The sequence below is a fragment of the Erysipelothrix tonsillarum DSM 14972 genome, from assembly GCF_000373785.1.
In the GTDB taxonomy this organism is placed as follows: domain Bacteria; phylum Bacillota_I; class Bacilli_A; order Erysipelotrichales; family Erysipelotrichaceae; genus Erysipelothrix; species Erysipelothrix tonsillarum.
In genome coordinates, this window is sequence record NZ_KB892378.1 from 278,837 (window position 1) to 304,799 (window position 25,963).

A 25,963-nucleotide genomic window follows, 5' to 3' on the forward strand; every position below is an offset into this window, starting at 1 on the left:
CCATCAAAAGTATGTTTTGATTTTAAAAAAGCCAATATAAATTGGCTTTTTTAATACTCCTTAACATCGATTAAATACCCATTCTGAAATTTAAGACGGGTTGGACACGCTAAGGCAAGAGATTGCTCGTGTGTTACAAGTATTACCGTAACGCCTTGTTCGTGAATATTCCTAAGGATATCCAGTATCATTTGCGAATTTTCTCTATCTAAAGCCCCAGTTGGTTCATCCGCTAGAATAACCTTTGGATTTTGGATGAGCGCACGGGCAATTGCTGCGCGTTGTTTTTGACCACCAGAGAGTTGATGCGGGTAAACTTTTGCTTTATCTTCAATCTTTAAACGTTCGAGGAGTTCGTATGCTTTTTTACGGTGTTCTTTACGAATCTTTTTTACAGGTAATAAAACATTTTCAATCACCGACATGGTAGGTATTAATCCGAAATTTTGCATGATATAACCAATTGCTTCATTACGATAGCGTGCTCGTTTGGTATCTTTCCAAACAAGAAGATTATTATTTTCAAAAAACACTTCTCCACTAACATCTTCGATTAAACCAGCAAGGATGTTAAGAAAAGTTGTTTTCCCAGATCCCGATAAGCCCGTTACCGCTACAAAGTCACCTCTTTTTATATCAACATTCACATCCTTTAATGCATGGATAAGCCCATCTCCCGTTCCATATGATTTTGATAATGCATTTATCTTATAGATTATTTCAGACATTTTCGCCTCCTATGATATTTAAAATATTAATTACTTCTATGGTTTTCGTTATGATTCGTTTCAACAATAAAACTACAAGTCCTACCAAAATTATCCCTATTCCTAATACAGAGATTTTTAAATCTAAAGTAATGTGTGTGATTGCGACAGTCAATCCAATCGAAACAAACATCATCCACAATAAGGACTGTAGGTAATCATTAATCAATTCTCGCTTGGAATATCCCACTACTTGGTGCAGTGCAAAATCCAAAGCTCGACAGTTTATGTCTACAAATAGAGCACATATCAAACCAAATATACTAAACAATAAATTAATGATTCCTACACCAAAGTAACTCGCTAACGTGATCATTTTTTGATTATAGTATTCAGTTTGAATGCCTTTAATTGAGTTCGTGGTATATTTAAACATTGGTTCATTTATAAAATCATTTATTGTTTCAATTTCGTGATGGGAAATGTTTATGAGATACAGATTATCAATAAAGTTCGTATTGGTTAATTCAAGGAATCGATTTAAGTTGGAATGATCAAAATAGGCGAAATAATATTCTTTGGATGAAAGTTCTGTAAAGTCACTGGGTCCAAGAACGGTGAATGGTTTATCCACTACTTTAGCGACAATATATTCACATTCTTCTGTAGCGATTCGATCACCTTCAAAATGTTGTGTGTTACTTGTAATAAACGGTATCGCATCCATATCTTTATACGATTTAAAAACCTCAATATCAATATTATTAAGTTTTAAAGCATTATCGTCTAGGAATACTATGTTTCCCAAAGTATTTGAATAGTGGGGGCTTTGAAAGAACACAAGTATGTTTTGTTTATATTGAGTAAAGATGGATTCTATTTTTTTTAATACACCACCTCGAAATTGGTCAGGATTACGTTCTATCTCAATACGCTTTTCGATTTCACCAGGGTAGTCTGCTTGAATTACCCACGCAGAATTCAAGTTCATATAGTTTTTATAGGGAGATATTTGGCGGTTCAAATCTTGAAATAATGTTAATGATACGAAAAGTAACATGAGCGATAGCGAAAATTGGAATGTAAGAGCCATTTTTTTTGCTATGTTGATACCCACATGACGATTTTTTCGATATGCATTAAGGTTTCTCCAAAATAGTAAAATGATGATAATCCCAATGACACCTGTCATGCTAACACCTGCTATGATAATCGGTGTACCAATGGGTAATCTAAAATACTTTAGAAAGGGTATCGATAAAATCGCTGATAATAAATATGCTGAAATGAGATGTACCATATACTCCAATGTAAATGATTTTAGAATTTCTGCATAGGTATACCCAAGAATACGTTTTATCTTTAGTGTTTCTTTAGAAGTAAAAATCCAGTACTCCGAAACATAAAACAAGTTAAATAAAACTGAAATTAATACAAGAGTAAACAAAACCACGAGTAACAAATTATCTCTAATGAAATAAACTAAATTCGAAACATTTGAAATGTTTCCATTCACAACTTCACAATACTGCTTATAGAAAAATGAAGTGCAAATAATCATGTACAGTGATAAGAGAACGTGATAGATTGGTAATAAGATTTTTTTATTCATCGATGATCCTCCATATAACAACTCCCTATAATTATAGGGAGTTCACTCGATTAGTTTGCGTAACCCCAGGTATAACACGTTTCGTTATAACCTGAAAAAGCAACTGCATGTACCGATGTATTTGGACTTGGATGATAAGCGTGCTTACGATTGCTTTTCGATCCGATCTCAGCTGTGGCCGAAATATATGAATAACTTGGTGAGTCAAATACAGTAGTTCTAGAGTTACATGCTTTTGAAAAGAAATTAGCGCCCGACCATCCAACATTTTCCCATCCTACTTTCGCAAACGCGGTTGCATGGGTTCCAAGAATCATCAGTCCAAATAGCAGAATAATCGAACCTGTTTTTTTCATTATTCGCTTCAAATATATCCCCCCTTCCCCTTTTTATTTTATTAAGATTTACGTAAAATGCCATACAAGTTGTTTACATTGTTCATTTTATTGATTACTTTGTTATTACGTGGAATAATTCGTGAAAAGGGATTGACAAAATTTAAACTCAATTCTAGAATATAGGTGTTGGCACTCTCATTCTTTAAGTGCCAAAAGGTCAAATTAAAAGGAGGAAACGCATCATGATTAAACCATTGTACGACCGCATTTTGTTAGAAGAGATTCTTGCAGATTCCGCTACTGCAAGCGGAATCTTATTGCCGGAATCCAAAGAAAAACCTTCTACGGCACGTGTAGTTGCTGTAGGAAATGGAAAAAAAGATAAGGATGGAAACGTGATTCCGATGGATGTAGCTGTCGGGGATTGTGTCATCTATAAAAAATATGCAACAACGGATGTAACCTATCAAGATAAGGATTATTTAATTATCGACATGAAAGATGTACTTGCAATTGTGGAGGATGATAAATAATGGCTAAAGATGTACGATACGGACAAAATTCGAGAGATTTACTTTTAAAAGGTATGGATACTCTTGCGAATGCTGTAAGTGTGACACTGGGCCCAAAAGGTCGTAATGTTGTTCTTGAACGCAGTTTTGGTTCACCGCTCATTACAAATGATGGTGTGACCATCGCAAAAGAAATCGAACTAAAAAACCCATTTGAGAACATGGGTGCAAAATTACTTTATGAAGTATCCAATAAAACAAATGATGTATCGGGTGATGGTACAACTACTGCAACATTACTCGCTCAAGAAATTATTCATAAGGGCTTAGTCCACGTTGACCGCGGTGCTAATCCAGTACTCATGCGTATGGGAATTGAAAAAGCCTCGCGTGCGATTGCCGATTATCTGTTAGAAAAGAGTAACAAAATTGAAACAAGCAGTGATATTGCAAATGTTGCATCCATTAGTGCTGGTAGTGAAGAAATTGGAACTATTATCGCGGAAGCAATGAAGAAAGTTGGTAATGATGGTGTCATCACTGTTGATGAATCCAATACCTTTGAAACCGAATTAGAAGTGGTTGAAGGTCTCCAATATGACAAAGGTTATATTTCACCTTACATGGTATCAGATCGTGAGACGATGGAAATTGAGATGGAAAATCCATACATCTTGGTAACCGATCATAAAATTTCAACAATCCAAGAAATTCTTCCCCTCTTAGAACAAATTGTTCAACAAAATAAACCATTCTTCATTGTCGCAGAAGATATTGACAACGATGTTGTTTCAACACTCGTTGTGAACAAACTTCGAGGAACCTTCAATGTAGCGGCAACTAAAGCCCCAGGTTTTGGTGATAATCAAAAAATGATGCTTGAAGATATTGCAATTGCTACAGGTGCTACATTTATCAGCAAAGACCTTGGTATGAATATCAAAGAGACTACCGTAGAACAACTTGGATCTGCTTCAAAAGTAGTCATTCGAAAAGATGAAACAACCTTAATTGGTGGTAGTGGATCAAAAGATTCAATTAATGATCGTGCTGCAGAAATCCGTTCACAAATAAGTAATGTAAGCAGTGACTTCGATAAGAAAAAACTTGAAGAACGTCTTGCGAAATTGACAAACGGAGTAGCTGTAATCAAAGTTGGAGCAGCTACAGAATCCGAAATGAAAGAGAAAAAACTACGTATTGAAGATGCCCTTAATGCAACCAAAGCTGCCGTTGCAGAAGGTGTGGTACTCGGTGGTGGTTATGCACTCGCTAGAGCTTACGTTGACTTAAAAGATTCTATCAGTTCAGAATCACAAGATGAAAACCGAGGTATCAAAACAGTCTTTGATTCAATTTTAAAACCATTATGGCAAATTGCAGAAAATGCAGGATTTGATGGTGATGAGATTGTTTCAAAACAACTTGAATCAGAATTAAATATTGGATTTAATGCGAAATCCGGACTATGGGAAAACCTTCAAGAAGTGGGAATTCTTGATCCAACCCGCGTTACACGTAATGCATTACTCAATGCTGCATCGATAGCATCACTCTTCCTCACAACAGAAGCTGCAGTTGCATCGTCAGTTGAAGAGAAACAAATCACACCTGAAATGCCTCCAATGTATTAACAAATTAAATAAAGGAAGCCAATTAAAGGCTTCCTTTATTTATCCATAAATCTTTGGACTGTCAATACTTTAGTGGACAATATTTATAAGAAACGATTTATTCCATATTCAATCGGTGGGAACATACCCTAGTGTTGAATGCAATCGCTTATTATTGAACCACCAAACATATGCCGATAATTTCACTTCCAACTGATTCAATGATTCAAAAGTATTCGGATATACAAATTCTGTCTTAATTGATTTGAATGTTGCTGTTGCTACTGCATTATCATACGGTGTTCTTTTTTGACTCAGTGATCGCTGTATTTGAAAAACATCAAGAATTTCATCGATTAGTTTATTTTTGAACTCATTTCCTCTATCTGTATGGAAGTAGCGTAGGTTGGATAAATCAGTATCTATTTTTGAAAATTCCTTTTGCACTAAAGCGGCAGTCTTGTTTATACCACAACTATAGCCAATAATCTCTCTGTTATGAAGATCTAAGATTGTGCAAATGTAATTCCATTTGACTGCTACTCTAACATAAGTCAGATCACTAACGATAACTTCATAGCGTTCGTGATGATTGAGTTTTCGATTTATGATATTCGAGATGTCATCTTCATTAACATTTGTTCTATGTACTTTGTATTGTGCGAGTGTGTAGACTGAGACGAGCCCTTCTAATCGCATAATTCGACCGATTCTTCGCCTAGACAAGATAACACCAACACCATATTGGCGTGCTACAGAGTAAAATAGTTTATAGCAGTCAATTGAGAAACCCCAACGCCCGCTACAACGCCTGTTGTACAGATTGATCCTGGACCAACACCGACTTTAATTACGTTAGCACCCGCATAGATTAGATCTGTTGCTCCCTGTGTGGTAACAATATTACCACCAACAATATCTAACTCGGGAAATTCAGCACGAATCATACGAACGGTTTCAATAACATCTTGTTATTCCCGTTTTGTATTCTTTGCTATCCATATCACCTTCATAATAATCAAGGTCAGGTTTCTTTGACTGAGCATAACCATGCTTCTAAAAAACACTTCACAACATATTTTTTTAGACGTTATGAATACATTCTGGAAAACTTCCTGTTAATTCCACAATGACATACTCTAATTCTTCAATTTCGAATTCGAATTAATTATTTCTTTCTGCAGATATACAGCAAGTGGCTCGAATTACCGAGCATTTCACGTTTTTCACAGATATGCAACTGATAATCAGCAAAAGCTCGAAAGTCTTCATCCGTCATCGCAAAATCCGGTCGGCTCTCCGCAATCTCAAGGACATTATCAACCGCCACAGTTGTTACATAATCAACATCTTTTTTTGAAAAAAGCTCTTCAAACTCACAAATATCAAATCCGGTAAAAAGCTGCTCTTTAAAATGCTTAACTTTATAATCACTATCAAAGTTATTTTGTATTCCAACTGCTGTCGATAGAGAGTCATACAAATAGTTCGTACAAATAATTGCATGAGCAGATAAGAATGCAACAAAAATCAGACCGCCCGACTTTGTGACTCGAATTGCTTCATCCAAAGCTGTGTGTTGATCTTTTTCATCATAAAGATGATACATCGGTCCGAAGGAAAGAGTAACATCAAAAGAATCATCACCAAATCTACTCAAATCCAATGCATCACCTTGATAGGCTTCCAGGTTTGGTAGGTCTTTCCCATTAGTTCTTAACTCCTTAAGGTTCTTTTCGACCAACTCTATTGCTGATACTTGAAATCCCTCTCTTGCTAATGCAATAGAATATCTACCGGTTCCAGCACCTATTTCTAAAATTTTATCTCCTTCTTGTGCAAACTTGTGAATGTAATTCATTGTAATAAAATACTCAAGCTGTCCTTGACGGATTTTTTCTAAACGCATATGTTCATCTGTTTTTTCGTAAAAATCTTTAATAATTTCCGTTCTATCCTGATTTTTCATCGCATCGTTTCTCCTACTTAAATTTTGATTTATCACTCTCTACTTCTACAAAAGCCTTCCGTAAAAATGATGGAAGGCTTTCTAAACTTTTTACCTAAATTCAACAACTTTCTTTTGAACATACTTTTCAGCTTTTTAGTATCAAAATAGTATCACTCAAAAAGTATTTTGTTTTGTAAATCGCTGAGTTAGTGTATTTTCAGAAACATTTTTATTACTGTTATTCCCACTCAATTGTTGCTGGTGGTTTTGAAGTACAATCATAGACGATGCGGTTAATTCCTTGAACCTCATTTACAATACGAACTGAGATTTTTTGGAGAATATCCCAAGGGATACGTGCAAAGTCAGCACTCATACCATCGATTGATGTTACGGCACGGATTGCAAGTGTGTAATCATAGGTACGTTGATCGCCCATGACACCAACACTTCTTAAGTTTGTAAGTACGGTAAAGTATTGCCAGATTTCGCGGTCAAGACCGGCTTTCGCAATTTCTTCACGGAGAATGTAATCACTCTCTTGTACAATTTTAATTTTTTCTTCATCAACAGCGCCAAGAATACGGATTGCAATTCCAGGTCCTGGGAACGGTTGACGGTTTACGATATGTTCTGGTAAACCAAGAACAAGTCCAAGTTTACGTACTTCATCTTTAAATAAAGTATCAAGCGGTTCAATCAATTTGAAGTCCATATCTTCAGGTAATCCACCTACGTTATGGTGTGATTTAATTGTTTGAGCTGTCTTTGTACCTGATTCAATAACATCAGTGTATAAAGTACCTTGTGCTAACCATTTCGCATCTCGTAGTTTTTTTGTTTCATCTTCGAATACGTAGATAAATTCGTTACCGATAATCTTACGTTTTTTCTCAGGGTCATCCACGCCTGCAAGTTTATCAAGGAAACGACGTTGTGCATCAACTTTAATTAAGTTCATTTTAAAGTGATCTTGGAATACTTCCACAACGCTGTCTGCTTCACCTTTACGGAGCAAACCGTGGTCTACGAAGATACATGTTAGTTGATCACCAATTGCATGGTGTAAAAGTGCTGCAACGACTGCTGAGTCAACGCCACCCGATAGTGCACAGATAACGTGTTCGTCACCCACTTTTTCACGAATGATTGCAGTTTGTTCTTCAACAAAATGCTCCATATCCCAACCTGCTTCAGCTTTACATACGCCAAACACAAAGTTTTCTAACATTTGAATACCGTTTTCAGTATTGCGCACTTCAGTATGGAATTGAATTCCATATTGTTTCTTTTCATCATTACCCATCATCACAATATCTGTATTTTCTGATGAAGCATATACGTCAAATCCAGCAGGAACTGCTTTCACTTGATCGCCGTGACTCATCCATACATTGTATGATGCTGGTAATCCTTTTGTAATTGGGTTGTCTTGTTTTACTTCAATTGGTGCAAGTCCGTATTCACGTTTTGAATGTGATTCAACTTTACCGCCATTTTGATATGCCATAAGTTGCATTCCGTAGCATACACCAAGAATTGGTAAACCAAGTTCGAAAATTTCTTGATCGATGTGATATGCATTATCTGCATATACTGAGTTTGGTCCACCTGATAAAACGATACCTGCGATATCTTTATCAGCACGAATTGCATCCGCAGTAATTTCATTATCTAATAATTCACTGTACACGCCTAAATCACGAATACGACGAACAATTAATTGATTATACTGTGACCCAAAGTCTAAAACGATAATCTTATTTGCCATGATAATTTGGTGCCTCCTTCACGTTGTCAACATCGTGAGGGTGACTTTCACGAAGTCCTGCGCCTGTGATTTTCACAAATTGCGCTTTTTGGTGCATTTCTTCAATCGTTCCGCAACCACAGTAACCCATTCCGGAACGTAATCCACCGAGCATTTGATAAATAACATCACGAATTGATCCTTTATAAGGAACCGTTGCTTCAATACCTTCTGGTACCAGCTTCTTCAATTCTGAAACGCCACCTTGGAAATATCGATCACTTGAACCGCGTTGCATTGCGCTTAAAGATCCCATTCCGACATAGCCTTTCACTTTTTTACCAAATACTTCCATTACTTCACCAGGTGTTTCTTCAGTACCTGCAAGTAACCCACCTAGCATAACACAACTACCACCTGCTGCAAGTGCCTTTGCAATATCTCCGGATAGTTTAATACCACCGTCTGCAATAACACCGACACCATATTGGCGTGCTACAGAGTAAACATCGTTTACAGCAGTCAATTGAGGAACCCCAACGCCCGCTACAACGCGTGTTGTACAGATTGATCCTGGACCAACACCGACTTTAATTACGTTAGCACCCGCATAGATTAGATCTGTTGCTCCCTGTGCAGTAACAATGTTACCACCAACAATATCTAACTCGGGAAATTCAGCACGAATCATACGAACGGTTTCAATAACACCTTGTGAGTGTCCGTGAGCACTGTCAACAGCGACAATATCCACACCCGCTTCAACTAAAGCGCGTACACGTTCCAATGATGATTCGCCAACGCCAACGGCAGCACCTACACGTAGGTGTCCCTGTGGGTCGATGTTCGCATCTTCGAATGATGGTTCTACTTCAGTTTCTTTAACTGCTTTAATCATGTTTGCTTGTGCTTCAATTGGCATGTTTTTATGAACAAAACCCATTCCACCCAGTTTCGCAAGCATGATTGCCATGGCATCTTCAGTAACAGTATCCATTGCCGCTGAAACAATAGGGATGTTCAGTGTAATTTTATCTGTTAGACGCGTTTGTAATTTAACTTGAGCTGGTACAACTTCAGACTTTGCAGGAACTAAAAGTAAGTCATCAAATGTATAAGCTTCTTTAATTACTTTACCATTCATCATATTCATCTACCTCCATAAACTTATGGTATATTATACATAAAAGAACTCTAATATGAAAGGGAAATGTGTTAAAATAATGATTATGGAAAATAAAAATATTAAACTCGCGATTTTTGACATTGATGATACCCTCATCAAACGCGGAAAAGTCAAAATAGAATCCTCTGCGGTTCAAGCAATCAACGACCTGAAATCGAAAGGAATTGAAGTGATGATTGCCACTGGACGCGCCTTTTACTTTATTCATGATGATATTCATGAAACCATCAATCCCGACTACTACGTCACGATTAATGGTGCCTGTGTATACGATCATCTTAAGGAAGTTATTTTTGACGTACCCATGGTTCGCTCTGAAGTGAATGCCATGATTGAATACTGTAATGCACATGATATTGGTTTAGCCATGAAGATGCGTCACGATATGCGTGTTTATCGAAATATGGAAATTTTTAAAACAGTTTATATGCAAGGCAGTGATAAACAAGATATCTTAGTTGATTACACGCACGCTCAAACCATCGAAGAAGGTGATGAAGTCCCTATGGGATTATTCTTAATGGGTGATGAAGCACTGATTGAAGCATCAAAACCACTTTGTCCAGATGGTCATTATGCGAAAGCCTATGCTGATGCATATGATATATATTCAAATCGTGCAGGTAAAATTGCTGGGATTGGAATTGTCTTAGACCGACTTGGTTTAACGTGGGATGAAGTAATCGCATTTGGGGATGCCGCCAATGATCTCACAATGTTGGAAAAAGCAGCAATTGGGGTTGCCATGGGCAATGCACCCGATCACGTTAAAGAAGCAGCCGATTATGTCACAACGGATATTCTTGAAGATGGTATCTTTAACGCCATTCAAACAATTTTCTAAAACGCCACTACGGCGTTTTTATACTATCAAGGGGGATTTATGAAAAAGCACATTTGGTTAACGGTTGGTTTACTTTTGCTATGTGGGTGTCAAAACAAACCTAAGCAGTATTCTAAAACAGAAGGTTCGATTGGTTCGGATGTCTTAGCAGTCGAACACTTGGAACAGGTTGTGGTTCCTGAACTGCTAAAAAAATATCCACGGGACGAACTCAATCCGGGAGAGGAAGAAAAAACCACTGAAGATGTCAATACCACTGAAGACATCCTGATCAAAGAACCCGAGCCCCAACCGGATGATATCTCCAGCTATGGCATCAATTACGATTATCAAGGGGATGAACCCGATTTATCCAGTCCCATGATTGCAGGAATGCCGTTTAAACTTAGACAATACTTCCATGCCTTTCGCCGTGGTTATCATGAAGTTCCTGAAGGATCTTATGCATATGTTATGCCACATGAACCGTATATCTATATTCTTGAAGATTGGATGGTCATGGATACAGAGAGTATGTACCATGAAATGGCACACATTTACGGGTTTGCAACCTACGTTCATGAAATGCCCGAATGGGATGACATCTACAATGATGAATGGCAAGACGGAACCTATGGATCTACGAACCCATATGAGGCATTTGCGGAATCGGTAGCCGGTTACTTTATTACACCAGAATTATTAGACGGCAAACCACGATCACGGGTCTTTGTCGACCAAATTTTTAAAGATGCACCCAAACCGATTATCCCAGAAGGTGCACTTTAAACCGCACGACATCCTTATTTTATTATATGAACGAACACAGTTGCCCTAAATTCAACAAGAACCCTCCTTTTAAAGCGCTCTGTTGCGTTTTAGAGAACGACTAAGGTCAATATATAGCGCGCGGCAATAATGTCGCTATCGACCTTTATGGACACGAAAAGGAAAGTGAAATGATGGTAAGAAGAATGGAAGCCGTAAAACGGAGCAACTGCGTTCACTTATAAATAGTAGTGTCACTGTTGATATCCTAAAAAATAAAAATAAAACACATCCTTGGATGTGTTTTTAAATTTCAATTAGATTTCCGTACCCATTCCAAGTTCACGCGCTTTTTCATAAATTTTATGAGCCACCACAACATCAAGAACGGCAGTACCTACTGATTTGAAGAATGTAATCTGGTCATCACTTTGTCGTCCTTTTGAACCGTCAAGCGCTAAAGACCCCATTTCTACAAAATCTTCTTTTGTTTTTAAATTTTGTTCAAGAGCACTTAAAACATCGCCTGCTTCCGCAAAAACACCATCAAAGGTATCCACAACTGCAACATCTGCTTTCGCAATCGCTTCAACCGGAACTTCTTTCATTTCTACAGTGTAGGCCCCAACTCCATTGACATGTGCTCCAGCTTTCACAAGTGAACCATCAAATACAGGTCGTTTCGATGTTGTAACGCAAGTAATAATATCGGCGTTCGCAATTGCAGCATCAACATCTTCAACTAAGTAAATCTCTGTGTTGTATGACGCAAATTTTTCATTCATGCGTGCTACAAATTTTTCTGCAAACTCGCGGTTAAGATCCACAACACCCACACGGTCTAAGTCACGAACCACTAACATCGCTTCAAGTTGTGATTCTGCTTGCCCACCAGCACCAATTAAAACAGCTTCTTTCGCATCAGCACATGCAAGGTAATCCGTTGCTGCCCCTTGGACAGCCCCTGTTCTTAATTGTGTTAAATACGTACCATCAATCATGGCACAGACTTCACCAGTTTCACCATCAAGAAGAACCATCTGTGCTGGCACTGCAGGTTTTCCAAGACTTGGATTATTAGGGAAAACCGAAACAATTTTAATACCCGTCGTGTTTAACTCTGAAACATAAGCAGGCATAAACAAGTTTTGTCCGTTTTGCACATCAATATTTGTACGCAAAGGGACCGTTGTGCCCCCTTCTGTATACATGCGTAATGCTTCTTTATCTGCTTCAATGGCTTCTTTCATTGAAAATACTTTTTGAATATCATCTTTACTAATAACTAACATGTGCGCCTCCTAGTTTGCTTCTACTAATTTTTTCGATTTAAAAAATTCTTCATAAATCATGCTTGCACCACTGTAAAGTAGAATTCCAGCAACAAGCCATTGTAACATACTTACATCTAACGATTTCACAAGGAATACCGCAATTAATACCCCAAGTACACCCAGTGTCGATGTGAAAAGTGTAATCTTACGGCTGTATTCGCCATATTTAATAAATTGCATACTTCCTACAGGAACTGAGAATGTTGCGGCACCCATCATAATTGGGAATGCAACCCCTGGGTTAAGACCCATTCCATAAACCGTAACCATTGTTAGTGCATACGAACCGATACCAATATTGTTTAACGCTCCAAAGATAAAGATTAAAACTGCCGTCACAACAAGCTTAATACCGTATAATCCGGTCGCCGTTCCACCAGATGGAATAATATTTAATTTACCTGCAACAATTAATGTTGAAGCAATGACAAGACCAATACCAATAAATTTACGGATTAATTCAACCGGTAACTTAACCACAAAACGTGGACCTACATATGCTCCAATGATTTGTGCTCCGATACAAACAAGTAACGTTGTTAAATCGACTTGAATCCCTGAAATATAAGATAATGCCATAACCGCAACCTGTAACACACATTGTGTATTTAAAGTACCGGGTAAGCGTTTGTCATCAACCCATTTTAATTTGCGATATAGGACTGTTGAGATTGCAAAATCTGAAATACCAAACGTTGATAAAAAGAACATGATAAATGAAGAAATTGCTAAACCAAGAGTTGGTGCCGGTTCTGCTTTGGTTTCCTCACGGTGTGCCAATAAATCCATAACAAATTTCACTAAGAAGGTTCCGTTAATTAAAACGATTGCTCCTAAAATAATTCCTAACATAAAGTTTCTCCCTTAGAATAATGTTTTTATTTTGAGTAAATCCGGACCAAATTCCATTTTTGCGTTCTCATCCAAAGCATCAATAAGTCTTAAACAATAGGCATCATGGCGAACGTTTTCTTTGGCTAGAAACACCATACTTGGTGCTTTTGTCCATAAGACCTCCACATTCTTTGGTTCAATGTGTCCAAAAATAAGTGCTTCATCATCAACCACAAGGTTAATCCAACGACAGCCCCGATTTTCTTCCAACATTGCTTCCTCAAAACCATGTGCATAAACATGCTTTAGATCTACATCATAATTCTTATTTTTACTATAGAGAATTACAACAAGATTTCCAGAACGCGCTTCAAACTGCTTCAGCTCATCATAAATAAGCGGTAGATCTTCTTCCCAAACTTGAAGTAACACCGTAGACGTTGCTTCTTGAATTAAGCGACGGCAACGGTTGAACACATTTTCATAACCTTTTAAACTCCACAATTCCGTCGACTCAATTTTATGATTAAAACGTTCAAGTTCTTCAGATACATCGCTCAGCCGATCATTCATTTGATATTTGAAGTTATCAATAACCTCCTGAATATCAACCGCACTATAATTTACTGGATCAGTTTGTTTTGAAACCAATACGGCACCCTTGTCTCTTAGGCTCTCGAGTATGTTATACACCTTCGAACGCGGTACACCGGATTGTTTGCTTGCTTCATAGCCAGTCATCGGGTTGTTTTGTAGAAGGGTTAGATACACCTTCGACTCCGATTCTGAAAAGTTTAAACTCTTCAACAATGAAACTGCTTTTTCCATCTTTACACCTCTTTTTTTGTAGTAGCTACTTACAGTAACTATTATAGACATCCTCTTGAATTCTTGACGAGTCCTTCCGGGCTTAATTCATGTGAAATGTGTTAATTTGTTAAAAAAGTTTCATAAAAAGAGCCCACTTTGTGAAATACATAGCAAACTACTACAAGAACGGTTCCAATTATTCCCATCCAACTCCCACAATACAAAAAAAATGCTGGTTTCCCAGCATTTTTGGTACACGTCATTATTTTCGACGTTTCCCAAGATATTTAAGAATTAACGAAATCAGCACACAACCCATGGCAATATATAAATACCATTGTTGTTTAGTGAACACGCCAATTAATACAAAAATTAATGACGCTATACTCAATGCAAGTGATGCAATTTCTGTTTTTTCATTGGCTTGTGTTGCTTGAACTGCAGCTTGTTTTTGTTGCTTCTTACTTACATGTTCCCCAGGAACACGGTTCTTCTTTTCACGTGATTTACGTCCCATTGTTAAGCCTCCCTGCCTAATAAGATATATAAACTAATGCCCAGCATGGCTATTAAATAAACAGTCCATGATCGAACGAGTAATGCTATCACAAATAAACTCATCGCAACCATAAACGAAACATCTCCGATATGTTCCCGTTTTTTTGATTGCTTTTCCTCTGCTACCACATCTGTTGGTTCTTGATTCAAATTTTTATTCATTGTGTTACTCCTAGACTATAATCGAAATTGTACGACGATGCAAACAGGGTCGAAAGAAAAAACTACACCCGTGGGTGTAGTTTAATCCGTCATCGCCCATTCTGGTAATACATTGCCTCTTCGTACTAAAATACCTTTTTGATAATCCGTTTGATTGATAAAACGAATTGTTTCAAGTTCTTCGGCTTCTGTACAACCCCAAAGAAGTTTCACTTCTAAATCGCGTTTTAAGATATCGGCAACTATCATCACAGCGTCTGCACTTGAACGTTTTAGACTTCCCTTAAAGACCTTGATTTGATCTGTATCTTCAAGGTACCCATAATCAACCGGATACACCATATTCATATACTTAGGATGGTGAGACCCTTTGACTTGAGAAATTACAACATTTGTTGATAATACGAGTGAATCAATTTTTTGCCAAAAATAACCATTGTTTAATAATTCCTGCATGTACATCATCCTTATCTCTCTACTGGTGTTATTATAACCTTTGTTTCATAAAATGTAAATATATGATATTTTTCATGAAAAATGCTTACAATTAATCACATGTTTGGTGTTGGTGTGATTTTAAAGAACCCTATGCTCTCGGTGTTTCCTGATACATCCCTAAAAAAAATGAACCCTCAGGTTCATTTTTAAAATCATTCATTAGGACTTAATACGCATAATACGCATGGCATTAAGAACTGCCAAGATGCTTACACCTACATCCGCAATAACAGCCATCCACATCTTCGCATATCCAAGACTTCCCAAGATGAGAACAAGAATTTTAATGGTCATAATAAAGATAATATTCATATACGTAATGCGTTGTGTTTTCTTCGCTATGTCAATGGTTTCAAGAATTTGGTGTGGGTTATCATTTACAAGAACCACATCTGAGTACTCAATAGCAAGATCGTTACCGACAGCACCCATGGAGAACCCTACATCACTTAATCCAAGCACGGCAGCGTCATTCATGCCATCACCGGCATAGGCAAGGGTTGCTTTACGTTCTTCTTTAAGTTTCGCAAACTGATTAACCTTATCTTCAGGTAACAATTCACCATAAGCAAGGTCAATTCCCATTTCTTTTGCAACACGATTAACAACGGGTTGACGATCACCACTTAACATCACGCTGAAGATATTTCGACTGTGTAAATCTTGAATCAGTTGTTTGCTGTCTTCACGCATTTCATCATCCAGTTCAATACCACCAATAAGTTCATTATTTAAGACAACAAGCACCGAGGTTGTGTCACTTTCGTATGCAGCCACATCATAGCCTTGTTCCTTCACATTATTAAGGGATCCAACAAAGACTGGAACACCATCCCAACGACCATTGATTCCTTTACCAAACACTTCCTGTACATCACTTACGCGATCTAAGTTTAAAGGTTGGTCGTATGCTTTCACAATTGCTTTACCAATTGGATGATTTGAATACGTTTCTAGGTGGGCTGCAATTTCTAAAACATCATCTCGTCCTGCAATATTTGTAACTGCAAGTTCCCCTTTAGTCAACGTTCCTGTTTTATCAAAGACAACACCATTCACCGATGCAAGGGCTTCGATGGATTCGCCACCTTTAATTAAAATACCTGATTTACTTGCGCGACCGATTCCTGCAAAGTAGCCAAGTGGAATGGATAACACCAACGCACAAGGACAACTGATAACCAAGAATACAAGTCCACGGTAGATTCCATCATATGCAACACCCGTTGTAATACCTACATAAAGCATGATAATGACTGCAAGGGCAAAGACAATCGGAGTATAGATGCGCGAGAATTTCGTCATAAAGATTTCGGTTTTCGCTTTATTATCTGAGGACTCTTCGATTAATGTCAACATTTTCGAAATCGTTGAATTTGAATATTCTTTTGTAACTTCTACTTCAATAGGTGACGATAGGTTCATCGAACCTGATAAAATTTCATCACCTTCAAAGATATTTTCTGGCATCGATTCGCCCGTTAACGAAGACATATCGAAAGTTGAATTACCTGAAATCACGATACCATCAAGAGGTACTTGATCGGAAGGGTTAATACGAATGGTATCCCCAACTGCAACGGCTTCGCAATCCACCACTTCTTCAACCCCATTAACAAGTTTTCGTGCAAATTTAGGCCGTTTATTTAAAAGCGCTTTAATGGATTCACGAGAATCGTCCACTGCTTTATGTTGGAAATATTCCCCAACACTATAGAAGACCATAACCCCAAGTGCTTCACCATACTCACCAATCGCAAGTGCTCCCAATGTCGCAACCGACATCAGAACATTTTCATCAAAAAATTGTTTGCGGGATAAGCCACTGATAAATGCTTTAAGAACAGGCCATCCTACAATGAAGTAAACAATAATGGTCACAACATCAAGCCAAGGCTGATCCATAAAGAGGCGAATAATAATGATAAGACCACCTAACCAAATGAAGGGCGACATGCCTGCATCTTCATGATCATGTCCATCATGATTGTGGTCATGTCCTTCACAACATGCATCATCGTGTGCAGCAGCTGCTTGTGCAGCAGCTAAACTTTTACCGCCGCCAGCACCTTCTAAGGTTACACCGATGTCTTCGATACTTTGAATGGAATGCGTCACATTTTGAATAAATTCCTCATCCACATCCATGGTATCTTTTATTTTAAGTTTCGCTTTCCCGAGAACAACATCCACTCGGGCATCTTCAATATAATCCTGTTTTTGAAGTTCGCGTTCAATTTTCCCTGCGCAGTCTGCACAGTGCAAGCCTTCAAGTTCAAATTTAACTTCTTTAATATTTTTCATCGTTCTACTCCTTTACGTGGTCAAGTGCTTGGCTAAAGATTTGCATTACGTGACTATCAGCTAATTGATAGTATGAATTCTTACCCACCTTGTGGCTTTTCACTAAGTTCATTTTACGAAGGGATGCCAACTGATGTGAGATTGCGGATTGGGTCATCCCAAGAATTTCAGCTAAATCATCAACACAGACCGTCTGTTGAGATAAAACCGTAAAAATTCTTAAGCGTGTCGGATCCGCAAACATTTTAAAGAGCATGGATAAATCCGTATATTCATCTTCGGCTAAAAGTGTTTCCTGCACCGCTTTAATTTCATGGTGTTCAAGTTCTTTTTGTTTCATGGTCATCGCTCCTTTACATATGAGTAGTTGTTCATGTATTCATATTGTAACTTCCTTTTTACTTTTTGACAACCCCAAAACGAAAAAAAATGGCGATGCCATTCATTTGCATCACCACTTGTTTTATACCGTCTCAAGATCTCCAAGACGTTTAATAATATCTAAATCATGAATACGTTTTTTACGCGTTGCATAATGTTTAATGGTCCCTAAATCCTTACCATTAAGCAATTGTACATTGTTTTGTTCTGCTACTATCTGTGCTTCTTCCGTAAAGTCTGCATTTGAAAGCACAACACACGCATCCACACTTTGACAATAAGGCGAACTGAGACTTTCAATCACCGATCGGCGGTCAACCCGAGATTTCATGTAAAGAATCCGGACATAGTACTTATATCCGTCTGCACGGTAAAGAATCATTTCTGATGGAACCATTTCGTGTTCTCGGCTCATCACCGTATAACAGAAATTTCCTAATAACGCTTTAATATATTTATAGAACTGCATATCCGTCTTAATGTGTGCACAAGCGATATCCAGTGATTTATCAAGTTCTTTCTCCTCCTCATACGCTTGGAAGGTATGAGAATACTTCGCTTTGTAATCTTTAAAATACTGTTCATAGTTTCCAAGTTGACGGAGAATCCAAATCATATCTTTCGTTTTTGTATCCCTAATCACATCACCCCGTGTCATACACGCATGAATTACAGGACGGGTGATACTTTCATGAGCACTCTCAGGATTTTTTGCATAGTGCTCTAACCAATTACAAATATTATCATGTAATGTTTTATCCGCATCCACAATCACGTCATTAAAGATGGATCGACCATCACGATCATATTTCTTATGATAAAAATCATTCACAATATATCGAAACTCAAACTGGACACGAATTCCAGGGAGTTGATCCAAAGCATAAATATCTTTGGTTTCCTGATACACGCCTACAACTGAATCTGTTTTAAAACATGCATCTGAAAGTAGTTTGTAAAGTTCGTTTCGAGCATCTAACGATTCCGCAATGCGTTCAAAGAAAAGCAATTTCGTAATAGCAATTGCACTGGCTATCGTTACAAAGACAGTATTAACCCGTGATGTCCTAAAAAAATTTCCGCTTTCGGAAGGCATTTCAATCGTTTCATTGAGTAAGTAATCGCTGAGACGATGAATCTCAAGAAAGCGATTATCATACATACTCTTTGGGCCATTGAAATTATACCGGTCGTTTTCAATTTCTTTATTCAAGCGATTCCAGTCTGATGGTTCAAGCATCCATTGCGTTAATGTAATCAAATAATTCACATCAAGGCCCTTCAAAAAGTTCTCGTAGGTATCAAAGTTAAGACTGTGACCATACATGTTTTGAATGCAGGTATCAATTCTAAGTGGTTTAATCAATTTAGCTTGATGTTCCACACCCCGTTGAATCTCCAAAATCTTTGCAACTTGACACATAGTCTGATAAGACTGGTTTTCAAAGGCTGCTCGTAATTGTTGCTCTTCACCGAAATCACATCGCTGTTTCATTGGACGTTTAGGACGGACGCATTTACCCGGCCAACGCCACCAATTCAAAATTCCCAGACCGATACTCCAAACAATTAAAAGTCCCATATAAATATAATAGAGATCAAACACCCTTAAAACAGGATAGGAAAGAATCCACATAATCACGGATAAAGAACCCATCGCTAACAAAACTTGGCCAGGTATACACATACATATTTCATACTTATGACCCAGTTTCGTCAATTCACCGCTGATCATAAATCCGAGAATCATAAGCATAATGCCTAATCCATGCATTTCAATCGATATTTCTAATTTTCCTGGTGCGAGGAAATAAAAACATGCACCCAAAGCTAGAATTGCTCCGGCTAAAAACACAACAAAGCCAAGAAGCATCTGAAACTTCTTAAAAATCTTCATATAAATCCCCTCTTCGCACTCTATAATAACAGTTTTAAGGGATATGAACATATAAAAAACAAGCAAATGTGCTTGTTTTTTTATTTATTTTCTAAAACAGACTGAATTGCATCGCCAACGGTCGAATAAACACCTTGGCTAACCGCCTTAATCGCATCTTCGCCCTGAGCCATCGCAAAGCCATGAAACCCCTCAATCATTGGAAGATCATTATAACTATCACCAATCGTATAAACCATTCCATCATAATGATAATGTTTACGGATGCATTGGATTCCTGTTGCTTTGGTAACCCCTTGGGCCCCAATATCCACTGCACAAAGATTTTGAAATGCAACGACACCCTTGGATTCATATTTTTGATTGATGAATTCCGTCAGCGCAGATGCAACCTCATGAGATTTCGTCACAACGTACATGGCACGAATACCACGGTCGCGCTTTAATTCTTCGATATCAGTCATTTCCACATTCGGTTCAAACTCACTGGATGCATCACTTAAAAACACCCGACCCAGACGATAACCATCATTGGCTCCATAAAAACGAACGTCAAACGTTTCCACATCCCGCATCATCGCTTCGACCACCGAATTATCCATGTGACTTAAAAATAATTCTTGATAATCATGTGTTAATACTGCACCACCATTGATTCCTACAATAAAATCAACTGGAATCGCATATTTGTTGATTTCAATAACAATTGAATTGATGGATCGTCCTGTAACAATCCCAAATTTATGACCTTGGGCGCGAAAGGCTTTAATCGCTTCAAGATCTGCTTCCCGAATCATCCGATCTTTGAAAAGCGTTCCGTCATAGTCACTTGCGAAGATATGTGTCATGCTTTGAGCCCACGCTTGATTCCGCGTATATAACTGATCATATTCATCCCCGCAATACATCCATCACCTACCGCTTTCGCAATCTGTTGCACCCCAAAGGTACAATCCCCAGCTGCATACAACCCTGGCATATTCGTTTCCATATTTTCATTCACAAGAATACGACCATTTTCGACACCCACACCGAGTTTATTGGCAAGGTCCGTACTTGACGCAGATCCGATCGCAACAAAAATTCCATCGCAGGCTAAGATTTCCGTTTCTGTCTCAATGCCCGTTACCTTTTCATCACCGACGACAGTTTTTAATTTATCTTCAACGATAATACAACGTGAATCAAATTGTCCTGTAATGGGTTCACCATTCGTCAATACGTAAACTTTTTCCGCAATTTCTACCAATTCTGCTGCTTCATGAGCGGCATATTCCGCACTTCCAATTACCGCAACCGTTTTTCCTCGATAGAAAAAAGCATCGCATACTGCACAATACGATACACCGCGTCCATTGAAATTGCGGATTTTACGAATGCGCGGAATGTTTCGATGAGATCCCGTCGCAAGTAAAACACTCATGGCTTGATACGTTTCCTGAATGGTTTCCACTGTATAACGTTCACCATCGAATGCAATGGATAAGACCTCATCCGTTACTACATCAATGCCTAATTCCAAGGCTTGATCAATACCGCGTTGAACCAACTCAACGCCTCCAATAGACGTGAACCCATAAAAGTTATCAATATCACGGGCTGTTTCACTCGCTCCTAAATCTTTTCCTATAACGGTAGTGTTTACATTGCCCCGTTTTAGATACACGGCAGCTTGAATCCCAGCAGGACCCTTGCCAATAATTAATGCATCAGTTTCTTTCATAGACGTCTCCTTCAAACTCTTTTAATTATATGATATATGATTTTCGCATTCAAGTTTGACGTTTTCTCAAAAAAGTAAAAGTTTTTATTGAAATATAAAATCTTAGCGTTATAATATAAAGGCAAACGCTCCGTTAGCTCAGTCGGTAGAGCAACTGACTCTTAATCAGTGGGTCCACGGTTCGAGCCCGTGACGGAGCACCATTGAGTTTATTACACCACTTTCGAGTGGTTTTTTTTATGTCTATTTTTAAAATAAAACGAGCACCTCCTTGTGGATGATGCTCGTTTTGTTTATAGATTTAAATCGATTGCTAATGTTTCACCTTCATGCAATTCCCGTTTTTCAATGTGGCCATCCATATTGGAAAAAACATAAGCTTTGCATGACGCTTCTTCTTTGATAATATAAGCCTTCGTTCCTTCATAAACCATCGCAACGCCATTATCAAGTGCAATCCCTGGTAAGTCTGTATAGGGCTCATACAAGGTATCAAAACTATCGCGCCCAGGTTCATTATAATGAGGAACATGCGCTGCAGGAATAAATCCCAATCCTGACGTCATAATGAAATTCCAATGATCAGGCTGACTGAACGATTCGGAATCACTGTGGCTTACCTGATACCAACAATTTGATCCTGCACTCAACCCTGAAAGAATAATCCCTCGATGATACGCATCTTTCAACACATAGTCAACCCCTCGTTGACGCCATACCTTAATCATCATGCGGGTATCACCACCCCCAACATAAATAAGATCCGTATTTAAAAGTTTATATTGTATCACAGCTTGTGATGGACTCTCTGTCACAAGTTTTAAAACATCGACTTCGCAGCCAAGATGCTCAAAACGTTGCGTTAGTGCATCAATATAATCCTGCTTATCTGAACTCGCGGTTGGTAAGACCAAAACACGAGGATGTGCCTTCGCTGTCATAGCGACTAATTGCTTCTCAATTGCGGGTGCGCTTCCAAAATGATCGAAGCCCCCTCCAATCGTTACGATTGTTCCCATAAAATCACCTCTTTGATATAAGAGATTAACACATGATTCCTTAAAACACAAGAATCCTCTACGCCCATTGATACCTACAATTTATGGTTTATCGTTGTTTTTTTTATCTTTAAGACCAAATAATCCATAAAGGAAATGTTCATTCAGCATAATAAATAAAAATAGAATAACCACAATTCCCGTAAGTTTGACCTCAAAGTCAAAGATCATAAAAAAGATTGCGCAAACGATAATCTCAACTGACCAAATCATAATTTTTTTTGAATCCTTCATCGTGACCATCCTCCTTAATTTATTATAGCACTCCCTTGCGAAAACAGACAAAATATTAATTGAGTCTCCTTGCGAAGTAGCGTATGATTATTGAAAGAGATTGGAGAAATTGATTATGTTAAAGGTTGTGGAATTAGAAAACGAAGTAGTACACCATTCTTTGAAACTTATCGGTAAACGTTATACAGAAGCGGATAGCGATCATGGCTTGTTTCAAAAACAGTGGAAAACTTGGTTTGAAGAGGATTTATTTGAGGATGTGATGCGTGAAAGCGCGCCGCATTACGCTTCCCCTATCGGACTCTTGGATGACGACGATGCTTATTGGATTGGTCAAATCTTTCGCAGTGATACACCGGATGTTGAAGGGTATGAGTCATATCCCCTTCCTAATGGCGTCTTAGTGAATGTTTACATTGAAGGCTCTGCTCAAAATGGTGAGCTGTTTGAAACACCTTTAGTTGATTTCGCTTGGGCACATTTACTTCAGTCAAATGTAATCGAAGCGGAACGTCAACCTAAAATTGTATATGAACGCTATGAATATTTTGATCCAAGTCAGGAAAAAACAATTATGATTATCGGTTTTGTAATCTAGAGCAGCGCCTGCTCTTTTTTTATCCACAAAACTTTGTTTATATCACTGATTATGACATAATAGATGTATTATAAAGGAGACACTTATGAAACATTTAATCCAAGATTTAGAAACACTTTTAAACATTAAAAGCCCTACTGGGAATACAGAAGAAGCAGTATTATTCTGTCAAAAACGCTTTGAAGCACTCGGCTTACAAACCCGTCGCACGGTCAAAGGTGCTTTAATCGCAACACTTGAAGGAACGTGTACCGATCGTGAAGTAACCTTATCTGCCCATGTGGATACATTAGGGTGTCTTGTTAAAGAGATTACATCCGACGGGAAATTACGTCTAACTCAATTAGGCGGGTATGCATGGGCGACCATTGAGGGGGAACATGTTGCCATTGAAACATTAGAGGGTACTTATTACACAGGTACCATCCTTACCAATGTTGCTTCATCCCATGTTCATGGTAGTCTTACCTCCACAACCGAACGAACCGAAAAGAACTTAGAAGTCCGCATCGATGAGAAGGTCTTTACACGCGAGGACGTCCTTGCCTTAGGCATCAATGTTGGTGATTATGTCCACCTTGATCCACGCTGCAAGATCACAGAAAGTGGCTTTATCAAATCCCGTCATCTTGATGACAAGGCCTGTGTTATTTCCTTGTTTGGAATGGCAGAACATTTTGTGAATACTCATACAAAACCAAGTTATACAACTAACTTTTTCATATCAACCTTTGAAGAAGTCGGTCATGGTTCCAGTGCCGCTATTCCAGAAAAAACATTTGAATTTATTGCGGTTGATATGGCAGCCCCTGGACAAGGCCAAACGTCGGACGAATACTCGGTTACAATCTGTGCCAAAGATAGCAGTGGTCCTTATGATTACGAGTTACGTAAACGCCTCATACGCCTAGCCACCGATAATAAAATTGCTCATAAAATCGATATTTATCCGTATTATGGTTCAGATGCTTCCGCTGCCCTCTCTGCTGGATATGATTTTAAAGCCGGCTTAATTGGCCCTGGTGTTGATGCATCCCACAGCTTTGAACGTACTCACGAAGAGGCAATCAAAGCAACAATTGATTTAGGCATTGCTTACCTTCAATCAAAATAACACAACAACGCTTAACCACATCCCAACGATGTGGTTTTTTTATGGTTTCTTGCACATCGTATTTATGAAAAGCAAGATTCGGCTTGATAACGGGTGCGACAATTTGTGAAGTGATACGAGTAAATGTAATATAAACCTGATATTTAGACCTTATTTGAGCCCGCACACAATCTTTCACAAGGTTATAACCAAAAACTGTAAGCGTTTACTTGACACTTTGAAAAAGCAAGTCTATACTGAAATTATAAGATAATGACATAAAGAATTGTTTAGGGGTGCTAGGGTATGAATAATCTTTATTTTGAACATTATAGTTTTAATCGTGCAGATTCGCCATTGATTGTGGAACATTGTGAGTTTGATCTCTCAACTGCAATCAATGCATTTTATTGGCATAATGACTTTGAAATCATCTTAGTGAAATCTGGTTTATGTGAGATTGACATTGAAGATGAAGTCTTTACGGCAATGAAAGATACTGTGGTTTTTATTAACCCAGGACAAACGCGACGCATTGTACCTAAAACTGAAGGGATTACTTTGGATCGATACATCATTGACCATCGTTATCCTACAAATTTCAATTTAGATTTAGAACAAAAACAATTTGAGCCACTATCATTACGCCAAGAATTGGTGGCAATGCTTCACGTCATATCACTTGAATATGATGCGAGCTTAAATGATACAACCTCATCACTCAGTCCCTTAACGTATTCACTCTTTGACATGTTGGTTAAATATCAACCTCGTGTTCCGGTACATACTGATCGCAAGCATTCTAAAATTGATATCGTAAAACAAGGTATTCAGTATATGCACAAGAATTATAAAGAGGAATTAACCCTTGATCAAATCTGTCGTGATATCGGTATCAGTAAATTTTATTACTGTCGCCTTTTCAAAGAAGAAACCGACACAACAATTAATAATTATCTCAATGAAGTACGTTGTCATTACGCTTATGAATTACTTAGTGAGTCAAACCTACGTGTGGGTGAAGTAGCAAAAGCCTGTGGCTATAATTCAACTTCTTATTTTACCAAAATCTTTAAGCACTTATTTGGCTATCCACCCTCACATGTAGAGAAAACTGTCGTCTAGTCCTTATGTAAAAAGCAGCTGAGTCCGTCGGCTGCTTTTTATGTGCACAGTTCACTCTTAATGATGTATAAGGTGTTACAATGAGCTTGATAGA

Annotated in this window: 28 protein-coding genes and 1 tRNA gene; 8 read left to right on the top strand and 21 right to left on the bottom strand. The window is 38.1% G+C overall.

Annotated elements, in window-relative coordinates; translation table 11 throughout:
* Nucleotides 1-50: 50 nt before the first annotated feature.
* Genes B096_RS0104925 through B096_RS0104935 form a run of 3 tightly spaced genes read right to left on the bottom strand, consistent with a single transcriptional unit; the run spans nt 51 to nt 2,675 of the window.
* Entirely contained in the window at nt 51-728 is a 678-nt protein-coding gene (locus B096_RS0104925; protein ID WP_018579648.1) for an ABC transporter ATP-binding protein, read from the bottom strand.
* Nucleotides 721-2,319, bottom strand: a complete 1,599-nt coding sequence (locus B096_RS0104930; RefSeq protein WP_018579649.1) for an FtsX-like permease family protein — start codon at nt 2,317-2,319, stop codon at nt 721-723. Before B096_RS0104930 ends, B096_RS0104925 begins: the two co-directional genes overlap by 8 nt.
* A 50-nt stretch (nt 2,320-2,369) precedes the next feature.
* On the bottom strand, nt 2,370-2,675 hold the full coding sequence (locus B096_RS0104935) for a hypothetical protein (protein WP_018579650.1): 306 nt from the start codon (nt 2,673-2,675) through the stop codon (nt 2,370-2,372).
* A 224-nt stretch (nt 2,676-2,899) separates the two neighbouring features.
* Between B096_RS0104935 and B096_RS0104940 the strand changes: the two genes are divergently transcribed.
* A complete protein-coding gene (locus tag B096_RS0104940; protein WP_018579651.1) occupies nt 2,900-3,190 on the top strand; it encodes a co-chaperone GroES in 291 nt (96 codons plus the stop codon).
* On the top strand, nt 3,190-4,803 hold the full coding sequence (gene groL / locus B096_RS0104945) for a chaperonin GroEL (protein WP_018579652.1): 1,614 nt from the start codon (nt 3,190-3,192) through the stop codon (nt 4,801-4,803). The genes B096_RS0104940 and groL overlap by 1 nt, the downstream gene beginning before the upstream one ends.
* 108 nt (nt 4,804-4,911) lie before the next feature.
* Here groL and B096_RS09585 read toward each other — a convergent pair whose 3' ends face one another.
* From B096_RS09585 to guaB, 5 genes are all read right to left on the bottom strand, one after another.
* Entirely contained in the window at nt 4,912-5,481 is a 570-nt protein-coding gene (locus B096_RS09585; protein ID WP_018579653.1) for a DDE-type integrase/transposase/recombinase, read from the bottom strand.
* Nucleotides 5,482-5,534: 53 nt separating this feature from the next.
* Nucleotides 5,535-5,729: an IMP dehydrogenase gene (locus tag B096_RS10065; RefSeq protein ID WP_018579654.1), complete on the bottom strand. Its 195-nt coding sequence runs from the start codon at nt 5,727-5,729 to the stop codon at nt 5,535-5,537.
* A gap of 221 nt (nt 5,730-5,950) precedes the next feature.
* On the bottom strand, nt 5,951-6,751 hold the full coding sequence (locus B096_RS0104960) for a class I SAM-dependent methyltransferase (RefSeq protein ID WP_018579655.1): 801 nt from the start codon (nt 6,749-6,751) through the stop codon (nt 5,951-5,953).
* Nucleotides 6,752-6,971: 220 nt separating this feature from the next.
* Nucleotides 6,972-8,504 carry a glutamine-hydrolyzing GMP synthase gene (gene guaA / locus B096_RS0104965; RefSeq protein ID WP_018579656.1) on the bottom strand — a complete coding sequence of 511 codons (1,533 nt, stop codon included), beginning with the start codon at nt 8,502-8,504 and terminating at the stop codon, nt 6,972-6,974.
* A complete protein-coding gene (gene guaB, locus B096_RS0104970; RefSeq protein WP_208853740.1) occupies nt 8,494-9,630 on the bottom strand; it encodes an IMP dehydrogenase in 1,137 nt (378 codons plus the stop codon). The genes guaA and guaB overlap by 11 nt, the downstream gene beginning before the upstream one ends.
* An 82-nt stretch (nt 9,631-9,712) precedes the next feature.
* Here guaB and B096_RS0104975 point away from each other — a divergent pair, with 82 nt between their 5' ends.
* A complete protein-coding gene (locus tag B096_RS0104975) occupies nt 9,713-10,513 on the top strand; it encodes a Cof-type HAD-IIB family hydrolase (protein WP_244264572.1) in 801 nt (266 codons plus the stop codon).
* Nucleotides 10,514-10,552: 39 nt separating this feature from the next.
* Nucleotides 10,553-11,281 carry a hypothetical protein gene (locus tag B096_RS0104980; protein WP_018579659.1) on the top strand — a complete coding sequence of 243 codons (729 nt, stop codon included), beginning with the start codon at nt 10,553-10,555 and terminating at the stop codon, nt 11,279-11,281.
* 296 nt (nt 11,282-11,577) lie between these two features.
* Here the strand turns inward: B096_RS0104980 and B096_RS0104985 are convergent, their stop codons facing one another.
* From B096_RS0104985 to B096_RS0105035, 11 genes are all read right to left on the bottom strand, one after another.
* Nucleotides 11,578-12,552 carry an ornithine cyclodeaminase gene (locus B096_RS0104985; RefSeq protein WP_018579660.1) on the bottom strand — a complete coding sequence of 325 codons (975 nt, stop codon included), beginning with the start codon at nt 12,550-12,552 and terminating at the stop codon, nt 11,578-11,580.
* A gap of 9 nt (nt 12,553-12,561) precedes the next feature.
* Nucleotides 12,562-13,446, bottom strand: coding sequence for a sulfite exporter TauE/SafE family protein (locus B096_RS0104990; RefSeq protein ID WP_018579661.1), 885 nt, complete (start codon nt 13,444-13,446; stop codon nt 12,562-12,564).
* Between the two features lie 12 nt (nt 13,447-13,458).
* Nucleotides 13,459-14,256, bottom strand: a complete 798-nt coding sequence (locus tag B096_RS0104995; protein ID WP_018579662.1) for a TrmB family transcriptional regulator — start codon at nt 14,254-14,256, stop codon at nt 13,459-13,461.
* Nucleotides 14,257-14,500: 244 nt separating this feature from the next.
* Complete coding sequence (locus tag B096_RS0105000) at nt 14,501-14,755, bottom strand: hypothetical protein (protein WP_018579663.1); 255 nt, start codon at nt 14,753-14,755, stop codon at nt 14,501-14,503.
* Nucleotides 14,756-14,757: 2 nt separating this feature from the next.
* The gene (locus B096_RS0105005; protein WP_018579664.1) at nt 14,758-14,958 is read right to left on the bottom strand and encodes a hypothetical protein; all 201 of its coding nucleotides are present in this window, start codon (nt 14,956-14,958) and stop codon (nt 14,758-14,760) included.
* 81 nt (nt 14,959-15,039) lie between these two features.
* Nucleotides 15,040-15,414, bottom strand: a complete 375-nt coding sequence (locus tag B096_RS0105010; protein WP_013853249.1) for a hypothetical protein — start codon at nt 15,412-15,414, stop codon at nt 15,040-15,042.
* A gap of 201 nt (nt 15,415-15,615) precedes the next feature.
* On the bottom strand, nt 15,616-17,760 hold the full coding sequence (locus B096_RS0105015; RefSeq protein ID WP_018579665.1) for a heavy metal translocating P-type ATPase: 2,145 nt from the start codon (nt 17,758-17,760) through the stop codon (nt 15,616-15,618).
* Between the two features lie 4 nt (nt 17,761-17,764).
* Complete coding sequence (locus B096_RS0105020) at nt 17,765-18,100, bottom strand: ArsR/SmtB family transcription factor (protein ID WP_018579666.1); 336 nt, start codon at nt 18,098-18,100, stop codon at nt 17,765-17,767.
* Between the two features lie 123 nt (nt 18,101-18,223).
* A complete protein-coding gene (locus B096_RS0105025) occupies nt 18,224-20,038 on the bottom strand; it encodes a restriction endonuclease (protein ID WP_018579667.1) in 1,815 nt (604 codons plus the stop codon).
* A gap of 80 nt (nt 20,039-20,118) precedes the next feature.
* Nucleotides 20,119-20,886 carry an HAD-IIB family hydrolase gene (locus B096_RS0105030; RefSeq protein ID WP_018579668.1) on the bottom strand — a complete coding sequence of 256 codons (768 nt, stop codon included), beginning with the start codon at nt 20,884-20,886 and terminating at the stop codon, nt 20,119-20,121.
* Nucleotides 20,883-21,761: an NAD(P)/FAD-dependent oxidoreductase gene (locus tag B096_RS0105035; protein ID WP_018579669.1), complete on the bottom strand. Its 879-nt coding sequence runs from the start codon at nt 21,759-21,761 to the stop codon at nt 20,883-20,885. The genes B096_RS0105030 and B096_RS0105035 overlap by 4 nt, the downstream gene beginning before the upstream one ends.
* Nucleotides 21,762-21,888: 127 nt before the next feature.
* Between B096_RS0105035 and B096_RS0105040 the strand changes: the two genes are divergently transcribed.
* A tRNA-Lys gene (locus tag B096_RS0105040) sits at nt 21,889-21,964 on the top strand.
* Between the two features lie 90 nt (nt 21,965-22,054).
* Here the strand turns inward: B096_RS0105040 and B096_RS0105045 are convergent.
* Both B096_RS0105045 and B096_RS0105050 read right to left on the bottom strand, forming a co-directional pair.
* Nucleotides 22,055-22,780, bottom strand: a complete 726-nt coding sequence (locus B096_RS0105045; RefSeq protein ID WP_018579670.1) for a Type 1 glutamine amidotransferase-like domain-containing protein — start codon at nt 22,778-22,780, stop codon at nt 22,055-22,057.
* Nucleotides 22,781-22,861: 81 nt separating this feature from the next.
* Nucleotides 22,862-23,053, bottom strand: coding sequence for a hypothetical protein (locus B096_RS0105050; protein ID WP_018579671.1), 192 nt, complete (start codon nt 23,051-23,053; stop codon nt 22,862-22,864).
* Between the two features lie 115 nt (nt 23,054-23,168).
* Here B096_RS0105050 and B096_RS0105055 point away from each other — a divergent pair, with 115 nt between their 5' ends.
* From B096_RS0105055 to B096_RS0105065, 3 genes are all read left to right on the top strand, one after another.
* Nucleotides 23,169-23,651 (top strand): hypothetical protein, encoded by a 483-nt coding sequence (locus tag B096_RS0105055; protein ID WP_018579672.1) that lies wholly within the window; start codon nt 23,169-23,171, stop codon nt 23,649-23,651.
* 85 nt (nt 23,652-23,736) lie between these two features.
* Nucleotides 23,737-24,765, top strand: coding sequence for a M42 family metallopeptidase (locus B096_RS0105060; protein WP_018579673.1), 1,029 nt, complete (start codon nt 23,737-23,739; stop codon nt 24,763-24,765).
* A 285-nt stretch (nt 24,766-25,050) separates the two neighbouring features.
* Nucleotides 25,051-25,869, top strand: a complete 819-nt coding sequence (locus B096_RS0105065) for an AraC family transcriptional regulator (protein WP_018579674.1) — start codon at nt 25,051-25,053, stop codon at nt 25,867-25,869.
* Nucleotides 25,870-25,963 lie beyond the last annotated feature (94 nt).

What these genes read in the sequence shown, in the direction of transcription:
- B096_RS0105030 (WP_018579668.1), bottom strand. Translation starts at nt 20,886, where the DNA reads ATGACACATATCTTCGCAAGTGACTATGACGGAACGCTTTTCAAAGAT.
- guaA (WP_018579656.1), bottom strand. Translation starts at nt 8,504, where the DNA reads ATGGCAAATAAGATTATCGTTTTAGACTTTGGGTCACAGTATAATCAA.
- B096_RS0105050 (WP_018579671.1), bottom strand. Translation starts at nt 23,053, where the DNA reads ATGAAGGATTCAAAAAAAATTATGATTTGGTCAGTTGAGATTATCGTT.
- B096_RS0104930 (WP_018579649.1), bottom strand. Translation starts at nt 2,319, where the DNA reads ATGAATAAAAAAATCTTATTACCAATCTATCACGTTCTCTTATCACTG.
- B096_RS09585 (WP_018579653.1), bottom strand. Translation starts at nt 5,481, where the DNA reads ATGCGATTAGAAGGGCTCGTCTCAGTCTACACACTCGCACAATACAAA.
- B096_RS0104995 (WP_018579662.1), bottom strand. Translation starts at nt 14,256, where the DNA reads ATGGAAAAAGCAGTTTCATTGTTGAAGAGTTTAAACTTTTCAGAATCG.
- B096_RS0105000 (WP_018579663.1), bottom strand. Translation starts at nt 14,755, where the DNA reads ATGGGACGTAAATCACGTGAAAAGAAGAACCGTGTTCCTGGGGAACAT.
- B096_RS0105060 (WP_018579673.1), top strand. Translation starts at nt 23,737, where the DNA reads ATGAAACATTTAATCCAAGATTTAGAAACACTTTTAAACATTAAAAGC.
- B096_RS0105010 (WP_013853249.1), bottom strand. Translation starts at nt 15,414, where the DNA reads ATGCAGGAATTATTAAACAATGGTTATTTTTGGCAAAAAATTGATTCA.
- B096_RS0105025 (WP_018579667.1), bottom strand. Translation starts at nt 20,038, where the DNA reads ATGAAGATTTTTAAGAAGTTTCAGATGCTTCTTGGCTTTGTTGTGTTT.
- B096_RS0104925 (WP_018579648.1), bottom strand. Translation starts at nt 728, where the DNA reads ATGTCTGAAATAATCTATAAGATAAATGCATTATCAAAATCATATGGA.
- B096_RS0104935 (WP_018579650.1), bottom strand. Translation starts at nt 2,675, where the DNA reads ATGAAAAAAACAGGTTCGATTATTCTGCTATTTGGACTGATGATTCTT.
- B096_RS0105035 (WP_018579669.1), bottom strand. Translation starts at nt 21,761, where the DNA reads ATGAAAGAAACTGATGCATTAATTATTGGCAAGGGTCCTGCTGGGATT.
- B096_RS0104940 (WP_018579651.1), top strand. Translation starts at nt 2,900, where the DNA reads ATGATTAAACCATTGTACGACCGCATTTTGTTAGAAGAGATTCTTGCA.
- B096_RS10065 (WP_018579654.1), bottom strand. Translation starts at nt 5,729, where the DNA reads ATGATTCGTGCTGAATTTCCCGAGTTAGATATTGTTGGTGGTAATATT.
- B096_RS0105015 (WP_018579665.1), bottom strand. Translation starts at nt 17,760, where the DNA reads ATGAAAAATATTAAAGAAGTTAAATTTGAACTTGAAGGCTTGCACTGT.
- B096_RS0105045 (WP_018579670.1), bottom strand. Translation starts at nt 22,780, where the DNA reads ATGGGAACAATCGTAACGATTGGAGGGGGCTTCGATCATTTTGGAAGC.
- B096_RS0105065 (WP_018579674.1), top strand. Translation starts at nt 25,051, where the DNA reads ATGAATAATCTTTATTTTGAACATTATAGTTTTAATCGTGCAGATTCG.
- B096_RS0105020 (WP_018579666.1), bottom strand. Translation starts at nt 18,100, where the DNA reads ATGAAACAAAAAGAACTTGAACACCATGAAATTAAAGCGGTGCAGGAA.
- B096_RS0104975 (WP_244264572.1), top strand. Translation starts at nt 9,713, where the DNA reads ATGGAAAATAAAAATATTAAACTCGCGATTTTTGACATTGATGATACC.
- B096_RS0105055 (WP_018579672.1), top strand. Translation starts at nt 23,169, where the DNA reads ATGTTAAAGGTTGTGGAATTAGAAAACGAAGTAGTACACCATTCTTTG.
- B096_RS0104960 (WP_018579655.1), bottom strand. Translation starts at nt 6,751, where the DNA reads ATGAAAAATCAGGATAGAACGGAAATTATTAAAGATTTTTACGAAAAA.
- B096_RS0105005 (WP_018579664.1), bottom strand. Translation starts at nt 14,958, where the DNA reads ATGAATAAAAATTTGAATCAAGAACCAACAGATGTGGTAGCAGAGGAA.
- B096_RS0104980 (WP_018579659.1), top strand. Translation starts at nt 10,553, where the DNA reads ATGAAAAAGCACATTTGGTTAACGGTTGGTTTACTTTTGCTATGTGGG.
- guaB (WP_208853740.1), bottom strand. Translation starts at nt 9,630, where the DNA reads ATGATGAATGGTAAAGTAATTAAAGAAGCTTATACATTTGATGACTTA.
- B096_RS0104985 (WP_018579660.1), bottom strand. Translation starts at nt 12,552, where the DNA reads ATGTTAGTTATTAGTAAAGATGATATTCAAAAAGTATTTTCAATGAAA.
- B096_RS0104990 (WP_018579661.1), bottom strand. Translation starts at nt 13,446, where the DNA reads ATGTTAGGAATTATTTTAGGAGCAATCGTTTTAATTAACGGAACCTTC.
- groL (WP_018579652.1), top strand. Translation starts at nt 3,190, where the DNA reads ATGGCTAAAGATGTACGATACGGACAAAATTCGAGAGATTTACTTTTA.